Origin of the sequence: Bordetella genomosp. 9 (assembly GCF_002261425.1) — a bacterium.
Classification (GTDB): Bacteria; Pseudomonadota; Gammaproteobacteria; order Burkholderiales; family Burkholderiaceae_B; genus Bordetella_C.
Map to the genome: position 1 here is coordinate 107,296 of NZ_NEVJ01000001.1, position 17,364 is coordinate 124,659.

The 17,364-nt window shown below is 70.2% G+C and carries 8 protein-coding genes; 4 read left to right on the forward strand and 4 right to left on the reverse strand.

Annotated features, from left to right (window positions below; translation table 11 throughout):
- Positions 1-9: 9 nt before the first annotated feature.
- Both CAL26_RS00510 and CAL26_RS00515 read right to left on the reverse strand, forming a co-directional pair.
- Entirely contained in the window at positions 10-762 is a 753-nt protein-coding gene (locus tag CAL26_RS00510) for a copper resistance protein B (protein ID WP_256988013.1), read from the reverse strand.
- Positions 763-800: 38 nt separating this feature from the next.
- Positions 801-2,603 carry a copper resistance system multicopper oxidase gene (locus CAL26_RS00515; RefSeq protein ID WP_094845940.1) on the reverse strand — a complete coding sequence of 601 codons (1,803 nt, stop codon included), beginning with the start codon at positions 2,601-2,603 and terminating at the stop codon, positions 801-803.
- A 195-nt stretch (positions 2,604-2,798) separates the two neighbouring features.
- Between CAL26_RS00515 and recC the strand changes: the two genes are divergently transcribed.
- The 3 genes from recC to recD are packed head-to-tail and all read left to right on the forward strand — an operon-like array spanning position 2,799 to position 12,986.
- The gene (gene recC / locus CAL26_RS00520) at positions 2,799-6,638 is read left to right on the forward strand and encodes an exodeoxyribonuclease V subunit gamma (RefSeq protein WP_256987831.1); all 3,840 of its coding nucleotides are present in this window, start codon (positions 2,799-2,801) and stop codon (positions 6,636-6,638) included.
- Positions 6,631-10,737: an exodeoxyribonuclease V subunit beta gene (gene recB / locus CAL26_RS00525; RefSeq protein WP_179283193.1), complete on the forward strand. Its 4,107-nt coding sequence runs from the start codon at positions 6,631-6,633 to the stop codon at positions 10,735-10,737. The genes recC and recB overlap by 8 nt, the downstream gene beginning before the upstream one ends.
- On the forward strand, positions 10,737-12,986 hold the full coding sequence (recD, locus tag CAL26_RS00530) for an exodeoxyribonuclease V subunit alpha (protein ID WP_256987832.1): 2,250 nt from the start codon (positions 10,737-10,739) through the stop codon (positions 12,984-12,986). Before recB ends, recD begins: the two co-directional genes overlap by 1 nt.
- Positions 12,987-12,990: 4 nt before the next feature.
- Here the strand turns inward: recD and CAL26_RS00535 are convergent, their stop codons facing one another.
- Both CAL26_RS00535 and CAL26_RS00540 read right to left on the reverse strand, forming a co-directional pair.
- Positions 12,991-15,030, reverse strand: coding sequence for a hybrid sensor histidine kinase/response regulator (locus CAL26_RS00535; protein WP_094845020.1), 2,040 nt, complete (start codon positions 15,028-15,030; stop codon positions 12,991-12,993).
- 234 nt (positions 15,031-15,264) lie between these two features.
- Positions 15,265-16,167, reverse strand: a complete 903-nt coding sequence (locus CAL26_RS00540) for a LysR family transcriptional regulator (protein ID WP_094845021.1) — start codon at positions 16,165-16,167, stop codon at positions 15,265-15,267.
- A gap of 157 nt (positions 16,168-16,324) precedes the next feature.
- On the opposite strand from CAL26_RS00540, the gene CAL26_RS00545 reads away from it, so the two are divergent.
- Positions 16,325-17,311, forward strand: a complete 987-nt coding sequence (locus CAL26_RS00545; RefSeq protein WP_256987834.1) for a Bug family tripartite tricarboxylate transporter substrate binding protein — start codon at positions 16,325-16,327, stop codon at positions 17,309-17,311.
- Positions 17,312-17,364: the final 53 nt, after the last annotated feature.

Genomic DNA, 17,364 nt, shown 5'->3' on the forward strand with positions numbered 1-17,364 from the left:
CGCGGCGCGCTAGAAGCGGATGCGCACGCCCGCGAGCAGGGCGCGGTCCGAACGGCTGTCGCCGTCCGCCTGCGCGTAGCGTGCCGTGTCGCCGAACTTGCGGCCGAACGATACGCCGATGTAGGGCGCGACCTCGCGGGTGATCTCGTAGCGCAGGCGCAGCGATAGCGTGGCGTCCGACAGGCCGCTGCCGATATCGCGGCGGGCGTCGTTCCTGCCGTAGGCGTTGGCTTCCAGTTCCGGCGTCAGGATCAGGCGCTGGGTCAGCAGCAGGTCGTACTGCGCCTTCAGCGCCAAGGCGGTCCGCCCGCTGGCGCCGACGTAGGCGGTCAATTCCGTTTCGATGCCATAGGGGGCGGTGCCTTCCACGCCGACACCCATCCAGGTGCGCGCCGGGCCGCCGCCGAAATCGCGCCGCGCGCCCAGCTGCAGGTCCCAGAAGGGCGATACGGCGTGGCTCCAGTAGGCTTCGGCCCGGCCCGCGGTGTCGCCGCCTTCGTGTTCGCCTTCGCTTTTCAGCCAGAGTTTGTCCCGGTCGGTGCCGGCCCAGAATTCGCCGTCCCAGCGCAGGCCGTTGCGGGCGTCGCGGTCGTGCGCGAACTCCAGCTTTTCCAGGTCGAGATGCGTGGTGATCGCGTCGTCCATCATGTGCGGGCCGATGCCGTAGGACGTGTACGTCGCGTCCGTCGCGCCGTCGCCGGACGGCAGCGAGCCGACCGGCGGCGCGGCCGGCGCGGAATACGCGGAATGCGCGGCGGCCATGCAGGCCAGCGCCAGCGCGAGGGTAGCGATGCGCGCGCTCATGCGACCACCACCGCGCGGAACATCCCGGCTTCCATGTGGTAAAGCAGATGGCAGTGATAGGCCCAGTTGCCGCGCGCATCCGCGCTGACGCGGTAGGTAATCCGCTGGGCCGGATTCAGGCTGATCGTGTGCTTGCGCACCTGGAACGCGCCGTCCGGGGATTCCAGGTCGCTCCACAGTCCGTGCAGGTGGATGGGATGCGTCATCATGGTGTCGTTGACGAGGACGAAGCGCACCCGCTCGCCGTGTTGCAGCACGATGGGACGGGCATTGGTGAATGCGACACCGTTGAAGGACCACATGTAGCGGTCCATATTGCCGGTCAGATGCAGTTCGATTTCGCGTGTCGGCGGGACGTCGCCGCCCTGGGCGGCGATCGACCGCAGGTTCGCGTAGGTCAGCACCACGCGGCCGTTGTCGCGCAGGCCCGGTCCGGGGTCGTCGAGCCGCGTGGAGACCATGTCCGGCAGCATGCTGTTGGACACGCCTTGCTCGGTCGGGTAGGGGTGATGCGCCTCGACCATGCCTCCCATCGCGGCGCCGTGTCCCGCATGCTCGTCGTCCGACATGTCCATCTCGCCTTCGGACATATCCATCCCGCCTTCGGACATGTCCATCCCCGCCATATCGCCGCCACCGGCGGCCGGCTGCATGCCCGCCATGTCATGCCGCATCCCCATGTCCATCATGGTCAGGGGCTGCACCGGATCGACCGGGGGGACGTCGGCCTGCATGCCGGCGCGGGGCGCGAGCGTGGCGCGCGCATAGCCGGAGCGATCCATGGACTGCGCGAACACCGTGTAGGCGCGATCCTCGCGCGGTTCGACGATGACGTCGTAGGTCTCCGCCACGCCGATGCGGAATTCGTCCACCGTCACCGGCTGGACCGGCTGGCCGTCGGCGCCGACCACCGTCAGCTTCAGCCCCGGAATGCGCACGTCGAAATAGGTCATCGCCGACCCGTTGATGATGCGCAGCCGCACGCGTTCGCCGGGCTGGAACAGCGCGGTCCAGTTGCCCGACGGCGTCGTGCCGTTCACCAGGTAGGTGTAGGTCGCCCCGGACACGTCCGCCAGGTCGGTCGAACGCATGCGCATGCGCTGCCACATCAACTGGTCCGCCAGCGCGGGCCCCCAACCCTGGTCTTGCGCCTGCCGCGCCAGCGACTGCAGCGTCGGCTGGTTGCCGTTGTAGTAATCCGGCATGGACTTCAGCTTGTGGAAGATCCGCATCGGATCCTCGTCCGTCCAGTCGGACAGCAGCACCGTGTAGTCGCGATCGGCATGGACGGGGTCCGGCTCGGCCGGGTCGATGACCAGCGCGCCGTACAGGCCGGTCTGCTCCTGGAAGCCGGAATGGCTGTGATACCAGTAGGTGCCGCTCTGCCGCACCGGAAACCGGTAGGTGAACGTCGCGCCCGGTGCGATGCCGGCGAAGCTGAGTCCGGGCACCCCGTCCATGGCGGACGGCAGCAGGATGCCATGCCAGTGGATGGAGGTGGCCACGCGCAGGCGGTTGCGTACGTGCAGGGTGACGGTGTCGCCTTCGCGCCAGCGCAGGACGGGGCCGGGCAGCAGGCCGTTGACCGTGGTGGCCAGGCGTGCCGCGCCCGTGTAGTTCACCGCCGTTTCGGCGATGTCCAGTGCGAACTCCGTGCCGGCCAGCACGGTCGCGCCGTCTGCCTGGGCGCTGCCCGTCGCGGCGCGCGCCGGCTGCCAGCCGGCGGCCGACGCGACGATTCCCCCTGCCGCCAGGCCGGTGACGAAGCGTCGCCGGCCGCGGGATACAGCCTCGGTCATGTTCATCCTCTCGCCCGTCGATGGCGAAACCGCGTCACCATAGAACATTCCCACGTTGGAAGGTCAATACCTTGCCTCGATACCCGGCCTCGATACCCGGCCTCGATACCCGGCCGGCGCGCCGCGCCCGGGACGGCTCCGTCCCGGGCCGTTCCGAGTTATCGTTCCGGGTTGATCGATATAGCGAAGCTTCCGGTGCCTTCAGCGTCTTTCCCACCCCTGCCGCCCGGCCTGATCGTCATCCACAGCAATTTGTCCGAATCGCTGCGCGACGTGCTGGTCGGATGGATGCGCACCCACCCGCTGGGCCCGCTGGAACGCGAGGTGGTGCTGGTGCAAAGCAGCGGCATCGCGCAATGGCTGAAACTGGCGCTGGCCGCCGACCCGCGCGATGGCGCGGGGGGCGGCGCCGGCATCGCCGCGGCGTTCGAATTCCTGCTGCCGTCGCGCTTCCTGTGGCGCGCTTATCGCGCCGTGCTGGGCGCGGCGGCGGTGCCCGAGGAATCGCCGTTCGACAAGCCGCGCCTGATGTGGCGCCTGCTGCGCCTGCTGCCGGAAGTGATGGACCAGCCGGTGTACGCGCCGCTGCGCCGTTTCCTGCGCGACGACGCGGATTGCCGCAAGCGCTATCAGCTGGCCGAACGCCTGGCGGACGTATTCGACCAGTACCAGGTCTACCGGGCCGACTGGCTGGCGGCATGGGCGGCGGGCCACGACACCCTGCCGCGCGACGGCGTGGCGGATCCGGCGCTGGCCGGCGCAGCGTTGCCGCCGTCGCAGCGCTGGCAGGCGGCGCTGTGGCGCGCGGTGCTGGACGACGTCAAGGCCATGGACGCGCCCATCGGCGTAGCGCCTTCCTCGGATGGCCGCGCCGCCGTGCATGGCGCTTTCCTGCGCCGCGCCGCCGCCCTGCCCGACGACGCGGCCCTGCCGGGCCTGCCCCGGCGCCTGATCGTGTTCGGTATTTCGACCCTGCCGCGCCAGTCGCTGGAAGTGCTGGCCGTGCTGTCGCGCTGGACGCAGGTGCTGATGTGCGTGAACAACCCCTGCGAGCACTACTGGGCCGACATCATCGAAGGCAAGGATCTGCTGCGCGCGGCCCAGGCGCGCCAGCAGCGCCGTCCCGGCCTGCCCGCGCGCATGGGCGAAGACGAACTGCATCTGCACGCGCATCCGCTGCTGGCGGCCTGGGGCAAGCAGGGGCGCGACTTCATCGGCTTGCTGGACGAGCACGACAGCGCCGACGCGCGCGCCCGCATCAGCGCGGCGCTGGGCGGGTCGGCGCAGCGCCTGGACCTGTTCGAGTCCGCCGGCGACGACACGCTGTTGCGGCAGCTGCAGGACGACATCCGCGACCTGCGGCCCCTGCGCGAAACGCGCGAGCGCTGGCCGGCGGTGGATCCGCGGCGCGATGCATCGATCCGTTTCCATGTCGCCCACAGCCGCCAGCGCGAAGTCGAGATCCTGCATGACCAGCTGCTGGCGGCGTTCGACCAGGACACGACCCTGCGGCCGCGCGACGTCATCGTCATGGTGCCGGATATCGAGGCCTACGCGCCGCATATCCAGGCGGTGTTCGGCCTGCACGACCGCGACGACCCGCGCGCCATTCCCTATACCATCGCCGATCGCGTGAAACGGCACGCCGATCCCTTGCTGCACGCGTTGGAGCAGCTGCTGCAATTGCCGCATGCGCGGTTCTCGGTCAGCGACTTCATGGACCTGCTGGAAGTGCCCGCCGTGCGCGACCGCTTCCAGATCGCCGAGGACCAGCTGCCGCTGCTGCATGCGTGGATACGCGGCGCCAATATCCGCTGGGGCCTGCACGATGCGCAGCGCCAGGCGCTCGGGCTGCCTTCCAGCGGCACGGCGGCGGCGCAGAACAGCTGGCTGTTCGGACTGCGCCGCATGCTGCTGGGCTATGCGGTCGGCGCGCGCGCCGACGAGTGGCGCGGCATCGAACCCTACGACGACATCGGCGGCCTGGACGCGGCGCTGCTCGGGCCCTTGACCGCCCTGGTGGACAGCCTGGAGCAGACCTGGCTGCAACTGGCGGAACCGGCGCCGCCGCAAGTGTGGGGCGAGCGGCTGGCCGCGCTGCTCGAACGCTTCTTCCATCCGGACGAAGGCATGGACGCCTACACGCTGCAGCAGCTGAACGCGGCCCTGCGCGGGTGGCTGGACATCTGCGCGGAAGGCCGCGTCACCGAGACCCTGCCGTTGTCGGTGGTCGCGGAGCATTGGCTGTCGCGGCTGGACGAAGGCGGCTTGTCGCAGCGCTTCTTCGGCGGCGCGGTGACGTTCGCGACGCTGATGCCGATGCGGGCGATTCCCTTTCGCATCGTCTGTCTGCTTGGCATGAACGATGGCGAGTATCCGCGCATCCGCATGCCCATGGATTTCGACCTGATGGCCTACGACTATCGTCCCGGCGACCGTTCGCGGCGCGAGGACGACCGCTACCTGTTCCTGGAAGCGCTGCTGTCGGCGCGCGATCGGCTGCTGGTGTCCTGGGTGGGCCGCAGCGTGCGTGACAACACGCCGCGGCCGCCTTCGGTATTGGTGGGGCAGCTGCGCGATCATCTGGCGACAGGCTGGCGGCTGGCGGACGACTCGGCGGGCGGCGCCGATGCGACGTCGCGCGCCGCAGCAGCCGAGCACGCTGCGACTGTCGCGTCCCTTGCGAGCGCCGCGCCCGCCGAGCCTGATGAAGCGCTGCTGGCCGCCCTGACCACGGAACATCGCCTGCAGCCCTTCAGCCCTGCTTATTTCGCCGCGCCGGCGGCCGGCGATCTGTTCACGTACGCCCGCGAGTGGCGCGACCCCGCCGGCAATCGCGTGGACACGCGGCAGCCCCTGCCTCCCCTGTCGCGCGAAGAACCGCTGACGCTGCGCGAGCTGGCGGATTTCGTGCGCGCGCCGGTGGACGCGTTCTTCAAGCAGCGCCTGCAGGTCAGCTTCGCGCTGCAGGACGCGGCGACCGAAGACGTCGAACCCTTCGTTCCCGATGCGCTGGAGCAATGGCAGCTCCAGGACGCCCTGATACGCGCGCAATGCCGCGCGCTGGAAGCCGGAGAGGACTACGTGGCCAGCCGCGAAGCCGAAGTGGCTCGCATCGGCCGCGCGGGGATGCTGCCGGACGGCGCGTTCGGCGCCCTGACCGCGGAAGACCTGCTGGCGCCCTTGGACGATATGGCGGAGCGTTACGCCAAGGCCCTGGCGCGCTGGCCTCATGGCCTGCGCGAGGAATTTCCCATCCTGCTGGGCGCCGTCGATGGCGCGCCCGCGCTGGAAGACAGCCTGTCCGGCTTCCGCCAGGACGACGACGGCCAGCGCTGCCGTCTGCGGGTGGATAGCAGCAGCCTGATTCCCAAGGGCAGGTACCGGGCGGCGCGGGTGGTGCCGCACTGGGTCGCGCACGTCGCGGCGCAGCTGACCGGCGCGGCGGTGACCACCGTGGTGGTCAGCAAGGCCGGCGACGTGGTCTTCCCGCCCATGCCGCGGCGCGCGGCGATGCGCTTGCTGCGGGTCTGGCTGCGCGGCTGGCAGACCGGGATGTCGCGGCCCTTGCCGCTGGCGCCGGCCGCGGCCTTCGAATGGCTGACGCGGCACCCGACGGCGCCGGAACTGCCCGCATCGAACGCCGGCGCCGGCGTCGCCGTGACCGCCGCGGACCGTGGCCAGCATGGCGACGGCTGGGCCGCCATGGCGGGGGAGCGCGACAACCCGGACGACCCGGACGGGAGCGACGCGGCGGACGATTGGGACGCCGATCGCGAAGGCGGCATCCCGGTGCTGCTGGCCGCGCCCGCCGGGCAGGCCGCCCGCAAAATCTACGAAGGCGTCGGCGAGCAGCGCGGCGAAGTCGACGACAGTGCCTATCTTCAGGCCGTCTATCCCGACTTCACCGCGCTGACGCACGGCGGGGAATTCTTCGCGCTGGCGCAATCCTGGCTGCGCGCCATGCGGGCGTCGCTGTATGCGGACCGCAACCGCGCCAAGGCGGCGGACGGACAGGAGGCCGCGCATGGCTGAGTCCGGCCGCATCCACGGCAAGCCCCGATCCGAGGCCAGGGCGGCCGCGCCGCGCGATGCGGCGCCCACGCCCCTGGATGTCCTGCGCTTTCCGCTGCACGGCAGCCGCCTGATCGAGGCCAGCGCCGGCACCGGCAAGACCTACACCATCGCCACTTTGTATGTACGCCTGGTGCTGGGGCATGGCGGCGACGACGGCTTCGACCGGCCGCTGATGCCGCCGCAGATCCTGGTGGTGACGTTCACCGAGGCCGCCACGCAGGAACTGCGTGACCGCATCCGCGCGCGGCTGGCGCAGGCTGCCGCGTATTTCCTGGCCGATCCGGCCGAGGTCCCGGCCGCGTCCGGCGACGACGCCGACGGCGAGTCTGCTGCCGGCGCCGCTGCCGCCAGCGCCGCGTCAGGCGGCGGCGACCCCCTGCACGCCCTGCGCGCCGAATATCCGCCGGAAACCTGGGCGGCCTGCGCGCGCAAGCTGCAGCTGGCCGTCGAGTGGATGGACGAAGCCGCCGTGTCGACCATACACGGCTGGTGCAACCGCATGCTGCGCGAGCATGCCTTCGACAGCAACAGCCTGTTCCAGCAGACGCTGGAACAGAACACCGCCCCGCTGATGGCGGAAGTCGTGCGCGACTACTGGCGCGCGCACATCGCGCCGCTGGACGCGGTGTCGGCGGCGGAAGTGCGGGCCTGGTGGCCGGGACCCGACGCGCTCCAGGCGCAGTTGCTGCCCGTGCTGCGCTTCGCGCCGGAATTGAAGGCGCCCGGCAAGGCCGCCATGGCGGACGGCCTCGATGCCGCGGATATCGCGGCCCCACGGCACGCCAACCAAGACCGCAGCGGCGGCGGCAGTACCGCCGCCCGGCGGCATGCCAGCGGCGTCGATGCCGATGCCGGCACACCCTGCGACCTGCTGCGTACCGTGCGCGAGCGTCGCCAGGGCGTATTGCGCGAACTGAAGCAGCCTTGGCAGGCATGGCTGCCCGAACTGCGCCAGCTGTTCGACGAAGGCGTGGCGGCCAAGCGCGTGAACGGACGCCAGGTCCAGGCACGCTACTACCAGGCCTGGCTGGAGAATCTGCGGGCATGGTGCGAGGACGCCGACGCCCGCGTGCCGCAACTGACCGACACCGCCTGGCTGCGCCTGGGCCCGGGCCTGAGCGAAGCGTGGAAGGGCGATCCTCCGGATCACCCTGCCTTCGTCGCCCTGGCCGAACTGCGCGACAAAACCCAGGCGCTGCCCGAAGCGCGCCATGACGTGCTGCGCCATGCCGCCGAGTGGGTGAGCCGGCGCTTCGCGTCCGAGCAGGCGCAGCGCGCGCAGATGAGCTTCGACGCCCTGCTGGACCAGCTCGACGCCGCCCTGGCGGGGCCATCCGGCGCGACCCTGGCCGAAACGCTGCGCAAACAGTTTCCCGTCGCGCTGATCGACGAATTCCAGGATACCGATCCAGTCCAGTACCGCATTTTCGACGCCGTCTACCGCGTGGCCGCCAACGACAGGGGCAGCGCGCTGATCCTGATCGGCGATCCCAAGCAGGCCATCTACGGGTTTCGCGGCGCCGACATCCACACCTATCTGCGCGCGCGCGCCGCGGTGGATGGCCGCCTGTACGTGCTCGGCACGAACTTCCGGTCCACGCAGCCCATGGTGGACGCGGTGAATCATTGCTTCATGGCCGCCGAACAACGGGAAGCGGGCGATGGGGCATTCCTGTTCCGCCGCGACGACGGCAACCCTGTGCCTTTCATCCCCGTGCGCGCGAACGACCGCCCCGACCGCCTGGTGCTGGACGGCGCGGCCACGCCGGCCTTGACGATGTGGTGGCTGCCGGCATCCGACGATGGCAAGGCCATGGGCGCCGGCGTCTACCTGGACACCATGGCCGACGCCTGCGCCGGCGAGGTCGCGCGGCTTCTGGCCTTGAGCCAGGCGGGCGTCGCGGGCTTCGTGCCGCGCGAGCAGGCCGTGCCGCGTCCGGACGATGACGCACATGGCGTGCGGCCGCTGCGTCCCGCCGACATCGCCGTGCTGGTCGATACCGGGCGGCAGGCGCGCGCCGTGCGCCGCGCCCTGTCGCGCCGCGGGGTGCGCAGCGTGTACCTGTCCGAGCGGCAATCCGTGTATGCCGGCGCGCAGGCCGGCGAAATCGAATTCTGGCTGCGCGCCTGCGCCGAGCCCGACGACGCGCGCGCGCTGCGCGCGGCGCTGGCCACGCCCACCCTGGGCGTGGCATGGCAGGACCTGGACCGCATCGGCCAGGACGAACTCGAATGGGAGTCGCGCGTGCAGCAGTTCCGCGCCTACGCGCGCTGCTGGCGCGACAAGGGCGTGCTGCCGATGCTGCGGCGCCTGCTGGACGATTTCGGCGTGCCCGCGCGGCTGCTGGCGCCGGCCGCCGCCACCGGCGACGGCGAGCGCGCGATGACCGATATCCTGCACATCGCCGAACTGTTGCAGCAGGCCAGCGTGGGGCTGGACGGCGAACACGCGCTGCTGCGCCATCTTGCGGAAATGCGCCATGCGGCCAGCGTGGGCGAAGAAAACGACGCCCTGACCATCCGCCTGGAAAGCGACGCCGACCTGGTACGCGTGATCACCGTCCACAAATCCAAGGGCCTGGAATATCCCCTGGTCTTCCTGCCTTATGCGGCCGCGTTCCGTGCGGTCAGGCCGGACGCCGTTCCCTTGTCGTGGCACGACGACCACGGGCGCCTGCAGGTGTCGCTGGTGCCCGACGCGCACGGCCACGCCCGCGCGGACCGCGAACGCCTGGGCGAGGACCTGCGCAAGCTGTATGTCGCCCTGACCCGCGCCCGCTATGCCACCTGGGTCGGCCTCGCGCCCATCGCCAACCTGGAATCCAGCGCCATCGGTTATCTGGTGGGGCGCGGTCTGGCGCCCGCCGACCAGTCCCTGCCGGCGGTGCTGGACACCTGGCGCGCCGGCCACGCCGATATCGCGGTACGCGAAGCGCCGCCGCCGGACATCCGCTACCGCCCGGAAAGCGAACGGACCACGGACCCGGCGCGGACCGCGGCGCAGGCGCCTGGCGCGGCCGCGGAGCCCGCCGCGCGCCATGTCGCGGTCTCGCCAGGCGGCGCGCGCATCATGCGCCGCGGCGTGCGCGATCCGTGGTGGATCGCCAGCTATTCCTCGCTGCGTACCGCCACCGGCGACCGGATCAAGGAAGCCGAGCCGGAAACCGCGCGCGAAGACGTCTTCCTGGAGGTCACCGGCACGGACACCGATGCGGATGGCGCGGGCGATGCCGACACGATGCCGGCCTGGCCCGCCGATCGCCTGCCGCCGGTGATCCCGTTGCCGCGCGAGGCCGGCGGCGCCCTGCACGCCTTCCCCGCCGGCGCGCAGGCCGGTACCTTCTTCCACGAGCTGCTCGAATGGGCCGCCGCCCAGGGCTTCGCCGCCATCGCCGACCAGCCGGAAGCGGTGCGCCAGGCGGTGGCGCGCCGCTGCGAAGAGCGCAACTGGTCCGTCTGGACCGAGCCGTTGACCGCCTGGCTGCTGGACACGGTGGCCAGGCCCATGGCGCTGCCCGACATGCCGAGCGGCCCGGTCGCCCCGGTGGCGCTCGCGGGCATCGGCGACTACCTTTCCGAAATGGAATTCTGGCTGGGCGCCGACGACGTCGACGTCACGCGCCTGGACCGCGTCGTGCGCGCGCACACGCTGCGGCAGGCGCCGCGCCAGGCGCTCGAACCGGCGCGCATGAACGGCATGCTGAAGGGTTTCATCGACCTGGTGTTCGAGCACCAGGGCCGCTATTACGTGCTGGACTACAAATCCAACCGCCTCGGCGATGACGACGCGGCGTACACGCAGGCCGCCATGCGCGACGCCATCCTGGATCACCGCTACGAACTGCAGTACGCCCTGTACCTGTTCGCCCTGCATCGCCTGCTGCGGGCGCGGCTTCCCGACTACGACTATGACCGGCACATCGGCGGCGCCGCCTATGTCTTCCTGCGCGGCACGCACGCGGCGCAGGGCGGTGTCTTCGTGGAGCGTCCGCCCGCCGCGCTGATGGATGCGCTGGACCGGCTGTTCGCGCCGCATGCGCGCGAGGAGGCTGCCTGATGTTCCTGTCCGACACCCACGCCTCCGCCACGCCCGCGTTTTCCGACGGCGACGCGGCGGCCGGCCGCCGCGAGCTGTTGGCATCGATGGACGAATGGGTCGCCCATCGCTGGATACGCCCCCTGGACGCCGTGTTCGCGCGTTTCCTGTGGGACGAAGTGCCCGACGCGCCTGCTCTGGCGATACTGGGCGCGCTGCTGGCCAGCCACCAACTGGCGCACGGCCATGCCTGCCTGGACCTGGGCGCCGCGCTGGAAGACCCTGAAATGACGCTGGCGCTGCCGCCCGAGGGCGCCGGGCAGCCGGCCTCCGGCGAGCCCTTGCGCTCGCCCGCCGCGCTGCTGGCCCACGTCTCCCTGCCGCGCTGGCAGGCGGCGCTGGACGTCCCGGGATTGGTGGGCGACGGGCCGGGCGGCACGCCGCTGGTGCTGATCGACCAGCGCCTGTACCTGCGCCGCTGCTGGCAGTACGAGCAGGACATCAATGCCGGCATCGCCGCGCGGCTGGCACGCAATCCGGAACTGCAGGCGGCCCTGCCGCCCGGCGGCCTGCGCGCCATGCTGGATGCCCTGTTCCCCGCCGATGGAGCCGTCGCCGGCGCGGACTGGCAGAAGATCGCCTGCGCGGCGGCCGCGCGCAGCGCCTTCACCATCATCACGGGCGGTCCGGGCACCGGCAAGACCACCACCGTCGTCAAGCTGCTGGCCGTCCTGCAGGCGCTGGCCTTGCAGGGGGTGGAAACCGGCGCCGCCACCGCGGCCGCAGCCGCGGCGAGGCCATTGCGTATCCGGCTGGCGGCGCCGACCGGCAAGGCGGCGGCGCGGCTGAGCGAATCCATCGCCGGCGCGGTGTCGCGGCTGCCCCTGGCGGGCCTGCCGGGCGGCGCCGCCTTGCGCCAGGCCATTCCGACCGGGGTATCGACGCTGCATCGCCTGCTGGGCAGCCGCCCCGGCTCGCGCAAATTCCGCCATGATGCCGACCATCCGCTGGCGCTGGACGTGCTGGTGGTCGACGAAGCGTCGATGATCGACCTCGAGACCATGGCGGCGCTACTGCAGGCGCTGCCGCCGCGCGGGCGGCTGGTGCTGCTGGGCGACAAGGACCAGCTGGCGTCGGTCGAGGCCGGCGCGGTGCTGGCCGACCTGTGCCGCGACGCCCAAGGCGGACGCTACACGCCCGCCACGCGCGATTGGCTGGAGCAGGTCAGCGGCCAGCGCATCGCCGACGACCTGATCGATGCCCAGGGGACCGCCCTGGACCAGGCCATCGTCATGCTGCGGCACAGCCATCGCTTCGCCTCGGACAGCGGCATCGGCCGCCTGGCCGCCGCCATCAATGCCGGCAATCGCCAGCAGGTGGCCCGTTTCTGGCGCCAGCCGCATGCCGGCGTGACGCGGCTGGCGGCGAGCGAGTGCGATCGGGACTTCGCGGCCCTGGTCCTGGATGGCCAGGCGCAGACCGAACTGGAGCTGGCGCTGGACTCCGGCAGCGCCCCGGACGATGCGCGCGACTCGCCGGGCGATGCAACTCGCGATGGACCGCGCGACCCGCTTCGCGACCCGCCGCCCGATGCCGGTGCCGACGCGCTGGATCACGTGTTGGATCAGCATGGCCCGCACGGTTATGCCCGCTACCTGCGCCTGATGCGCGCGCGGCGTCCGGCCGCGGGCGCCGGGCAGGAAGCCCTGGACCAATGGGCGCGGCAGGTCCTGCAAGCCCACGGGGCCTTCCAGCTGCTGACGACGCTGCGCCATGGCAATTGGGGTGTGGAAGGCTTGAACCGCCGCGTGGCGCGGCTGCTGCGAGATCACGGATTGATCGACGCGATGGAAGGCTGGTACGCTGGCCGTCCCGTGCTGGTCACGCGCAACGATTACGCCCTGGGCCTGATGAATGGCGACATCGGCATCACGCTGGCGCTGCCGGCGGCGCCCGACAGCGCGCCCGTGCTGCGCGTGGCCTTTCCCATGACCGACGGCAGCGGCCGGATCAAGTGGGTGTTGCCCAGCCGACTGCAAGCGGTGGAGACCGTGTACGCGTTGACGGTGCACAAGTCCCAGGGCTCGGAGTTCGACCACGCGGCCGTGGTGCTGCCGGAGCGGCTCAGTCCCATCCTGACCCGCGAATTGCTCTACACCGGCATCACCCGGGCGCGGGCCTTCCTGACCCTGCTCAGTCCTGGCGGCGACCACGTGCTGGAACAGGGCATCGCCCGGCAGGTACGGCGCGCCAGCGGCCTGCTGGCGTAAGGGGCTATGCCTGAGGCGGCGAGCCGTCCGGGCCCGTACCGGAGGGGCCCGCACCGGACTGCTCCGGGCTGGATGGCTCCGGCCTGGACTGCACGTCCAGTCCCAGCACCTTGACCAGCGATTCCGCCGAATACGGCTTGGCCAGGAACTCGAAGTCGTGGCTGCCTTGCTCCGCCAGGACATGGCTGTAGCCGCTGGTCAGCACGACGCGCAGTTCGGGCCAGCGGCGGCGTACCGCGGCGGCAAGCTCGATGCCGCTCATGCCGGGCATGACGACGTCCGAGAACAGCAGGTCGAACCGGCCGTTGCGCGCACTGAGCAAGGTCAGCGCCGATTGCGCATCGGTGGCCCAGTGCGCCTTCAATCCCAGTTCGTGCAGCAGGCCCAGCGCGAAGCGCCCCACGGTTTCGTTGTCTTCGACCAGCAGCACGGACATCGGCGTTTCGTCGGCTTCGAGGGCGACGGGCTTATCGACGTTCTCTTCCGGCGCCGCGCCCGCTTTCGCGCAGGGCAGGTACAGGGTGAAGGTCGTGCCCACGCCCATCCTGGTTTCCACGGCGATTTCACCGCCCGATTGCTTGGCGAACCCATAGGCCTGGCTCAAGCCCAGGCCGGTGCCCTTGTTGACGGCCTTGGTGGTGAAGAAGGGCTCGAAGATCCGTTGCAGCGTGGCGGGTTCGATACCGGTGCCGCTGTCGGCCACCGACACGGCGACGAAATCGCCGCTGGCGCCGGCATGGCTGCGGACGGGCGGTATGTGATCGACCTGGCGCGCCGTGATGGTCAGCCTGCCGCCGCGCGGCATGGCGTCGCGGGCATTGATCACCATGTTCAGGATGGCGGTCTCGAACTGGTTGGGGTCCGCCTCGATGGGTCGTATATCCGCCGGCAGGTCCATCTGCAGCTTGACCGGCGCCCCGATGGAGGTGTGGATCATGTGCTCCATGCCGCGCAGCCGGTCCGGCACCTGGAAGACTTCCGGCATCAGCGGCTGCTTGCGGGCGAAGGCCAGCAGCTGCCGCGTCAGCTGGGCGGCCTTGTTGGCCGTGTCAGCGATCGCATTGATATAGCGCAGGCGCCTTTCTTCCGGCAGGGACGGCCGGCGCAGCAGTTCGGCCGACGACCGGATGATGGTCAGCAGGTTGTTGAAGTCGTGCGCCACGCCGCCGGTGATGCGGCCGATGGCTTCCATCTTCTGTGCCTGGTTCAGGGCGTCGCGGCTGCGGTCCAGCGCCAGTTGGGCCTCGCGCCGTTCGGTCACGTCACGGGTGATCTTGGCGAAGCCGATAAAGGTGCCGTTTTCGTCGCGTATCGGGTCCAGCACCACGCTGGCCCAGAAACGCGTACCGTCCTTGCGCATGCGCCAGCCTTCGCCCAGGAAGCGGCCGTCGCGCAAGGCCGTGGCGATGGCGCGCTGCGGTTCGCCGCGTTCGCGGTCTTCCGGCGTGTAGAAGCGCGAGAAATGCTGGCCGATGATTTCGTGCGCCGTGTAGCCCTTGATGGCTTGCGCGCCCGTGTTCCAGTTGGTGACCCGGCCTTCTTCGTCGAGCATGAAGATGGCGTAGTCGCGCACCCCTTGCACCAGCAGGCGGAAGCGTTGTTCGGCGGCGAACAGCGCTTCCTGCGCCCGCTTCTTGTCGCTGATGTCCCGCGTGACCTTGGCATAGCCGACCAGTTCGCCGTTGTCGTCGTACACCGGGTCGATCACGATGCTGGTCCAGAAGCGCGTGCCGTCCTTGCGCACGCGCCAGCCTTCGGATTCGTAGACGCCGGATTCGGCGGCGATGCGCAGCGCCCGCTGCGGCAGGCCGTCGCGGCGGTCTTCTTCGGTGTAGAAGCGGGAAAAATGCTGGCCGATGATCTCGTCGGCGGTATAGCCCTTGAAGCGTTCGGCGCCGGTGTTCCAGTTGACGATGTAGCCGTCCTTGTCGAGCAGATAGATGGCGTAGTCGCGGATGGCGCGGAGCATCAGCTCGATACGGCGTTCGACGGACAGGGACTGCAGGGGCGAACTGGACGGATTCGGGGTGCTCGGGTGATTCATGGCGCTCTCGTGGGCCTGGGCCGCACGGCGTCCCGTGCAGGCCGTGGCCTGGGCCCGTGGGCCGCGCCGGCTGGGCAGGTCGGCATGGCGGCACGGAAACAAAACAGGGTTATGGAGTCTAGCCTCAAAGCACGTAAAAATCAGCGACCAGGTAGAGCAGCAATTGTCACGCCCGATCCCGGGACCGATACAACCCCACCCAGCCCCCCAACCAACCCCATGCCCGGTGGCGTTTCACGGCTGCGTCGCCCGCTCGGCGATGTACTGCCGCAGCCAGCCATGGCCCGGGTCTTCCTGGTGCCGCTCGTGCCAGTACAGCGACACGGACAGGGTGGGCAGCTTCAAGGGAACGTCCAGCAGCACCAGGCGCGCCGAACGCTCCACGGCCTTGGCGACGCTGCGCGGCACCGTACAGATCAGGTCCGATCCGGCCACCACATAGGGGCCGACCAGATAGCTGGACAACGTCGCGGCGACGGTACGCTGGCGCCCCATGGCCCGCAGCATGCGGTCGATGGTGCTGCTGAAAAAGCCCGTGTGCGCGGACAGGTCGATGTGCGGATAACGCAGATAGGCATCCAGGTTCCAGCGCCGCCGCAGGCAGGGGTGATCTTCGCGCACGATGCACACGGCGGGTTCGTCGTACAGGAAGCGCGCGCGCAGGTCCTGCGCCGGTTCGGGAAAATAGCCGGCCAGCAGTTCGACATGGTTGGTATCGAGCATGCTCAGGCCATGCTGCAGGCGGGCCGGGATAACCCGCAGCTGCAGGTGGGGCGCGTCGCGCGCCAGGTCGGGCAGCACGCGCGGCATCAGCGTGAACTGCATGTAATCGGTCGCGTACAGCGAAAACGTGCGGGCCGTGAGCCGCGGGTCGAAGGCTTCGCGCGGCCCGGTGGCGCGCTGCCAGCGGGCCAGCAGCGGCTGGAATTCCAGATGCAGGGCCAGCGCGTGCGGCGTGGCCTGCCAATGGCCGGCTTCCCGCACCAGCAGGGGGTCGTTGAACAGCTTGCGCAAGCGGCTCAGCGCCGCGCTCATGGCCGGCTGGGTGACGCCGACCTGCTCGGCCGCGCGGGAAATCGAGCGGCAGGCCATCAGCGCGTCGAAATGGATGAGCAGGTTGAGGTCCGGGTATTTCATCGGGGCGGCATCATCAACGGCATTGATGCCACTATAAATGGAAATGACTGCCGCCCGCGCGCCGGCAGGCCTAGGATTTCCCTTGCATCACATACGACCCGGACTCCAGCGGACAGCGAGCCGCGCCCGGGCATCCATGGATCAAGGGGAATTGCATATGAAAGCACGCACGCTACGCCGCTGCCGCGGCATGCTGGCCGGCATGGCCATGGCGCTGTCCAGCGCCGCCGCCCTGGCCGCCTGGCCCACCGACAAGGTGGTCCGCATGGTGGTGCCCTTCGCGGCCGGCGGCTCCACCGACCTGATCGCCCGCAAGCTGGCGGAGGGCCTGAGCAAGAACCTCGGCGCCAACGTGATCGTCGAAAACCGTCCGGGCGCGGGCGGCACGGTCGGCACGGACTACGTCGCCCGCCAGCCCGCCGACGGCTACACCATCCTGATGGGGTCGGTCAGCACCCACGGCAGCGCGCCCTGCATCTATCCCAGCCTGCCCTACAACGCGGCCAAGGACTTCACGCCGCTGGCGGTGGTGGCGACCATCCCCAACGTGATCGTGGTCAACAACAGCAAGGTGCCGGCGCAGGACCTGCAATCCTTCGTGGCCCTTGCCAAGAAGGACCCCGGCCGCTACACCTATGCGTCCAACGGCCCGGGCACGTCGAACCACCTGGCCTCGGCCTTCTTCACCAGCGCGGCCGGCATTTCCATGACCCACGTGCCGTATCGGGGGTCGGGTCCCGCGCTGATCGACCTGCTGGGCGGCCAGGTGGACATGATGATGGACGTCATCATGACGTCCTACCCGTACATCAAGGAAGGCAAGCTGCGGCCGCTGGCGGTGACGTCGGCGCAGCGCAGTCCCATGCTGCCCGACGTGCCCACCGTCGCCGAGTCCGGCTACCCCGGCTTCGAGGCCATCGTGTGGTTCGGCATGTTCGCGCCGGCCCACCTGCCCGCCGACATCGCCACGCGCCTGAGCCAGGCCATCGTCAAGGTGCAGAACGGCCCGGAGATGAAGCCCTACCTGGAAAGCACCGGCTCGCAGGTGTCTTCCATCACCGGCGATGCCTTCGCCGCCATGATCAAGGACGACAACGCCAAGTGGTGCAAGGTCGTGCAGCAGGCCAAGATCAAGCTCGACTAGTTCCAGCCATGCGCGGCGCGGGCACCCACTGGTGGCCGCGCCGCGCCAGACAG

Coding starts and splice junctions, on each gene's coding strand:
- CAL26_RS00510 (WP_256988013.1), bottom strand. CDS start 762: ATGGCCGCCGCGCATTCCGCGTATTCCGCGCCGGCCGCGCCGCCGGTC.
- recD (WP_256987832.1), top strand. CDS start 10,737: ATGTTCCTGTCCGACACCCACGCCTCCGCCACGCCCGCGTTTTCCGAC.
- CAL26_RS00515 (WP_094845940.1), bottom strand. CDS start 2,603: ATGACCGAGGCTGTATCCCGCGGCCGGCGACGCTTCGTCACCGGCCTG.
- CAL26_RS00545 (WP_256987834.1), top strand. CDS start 16,325: ATGAAAGCACGCACGCTACGCCGCTGCCGCGGCATGCTGGCCGGCATG.
- recB (WP_179283193.1), top strand. CDS start 6,631: ATGGCTGAGTCCGGCCGCATCCACGGCAAGCCCCGATCCGAGGCCAGG.
- CAL26_RS00535 (WP_094845020.1), bottom strand. CDS start 15,030: ATGAATCACCCGAGCACCCCGAATCCGTCCAGTTCGCCCCTGCAGTCC.
- CAL26_RS00540 (WP_094845021.1), bottom strand. CDS start 16,167: ATGAAATACCCGGACCTCAACCTGCTCATCCATTTCGACGCGCTGATG.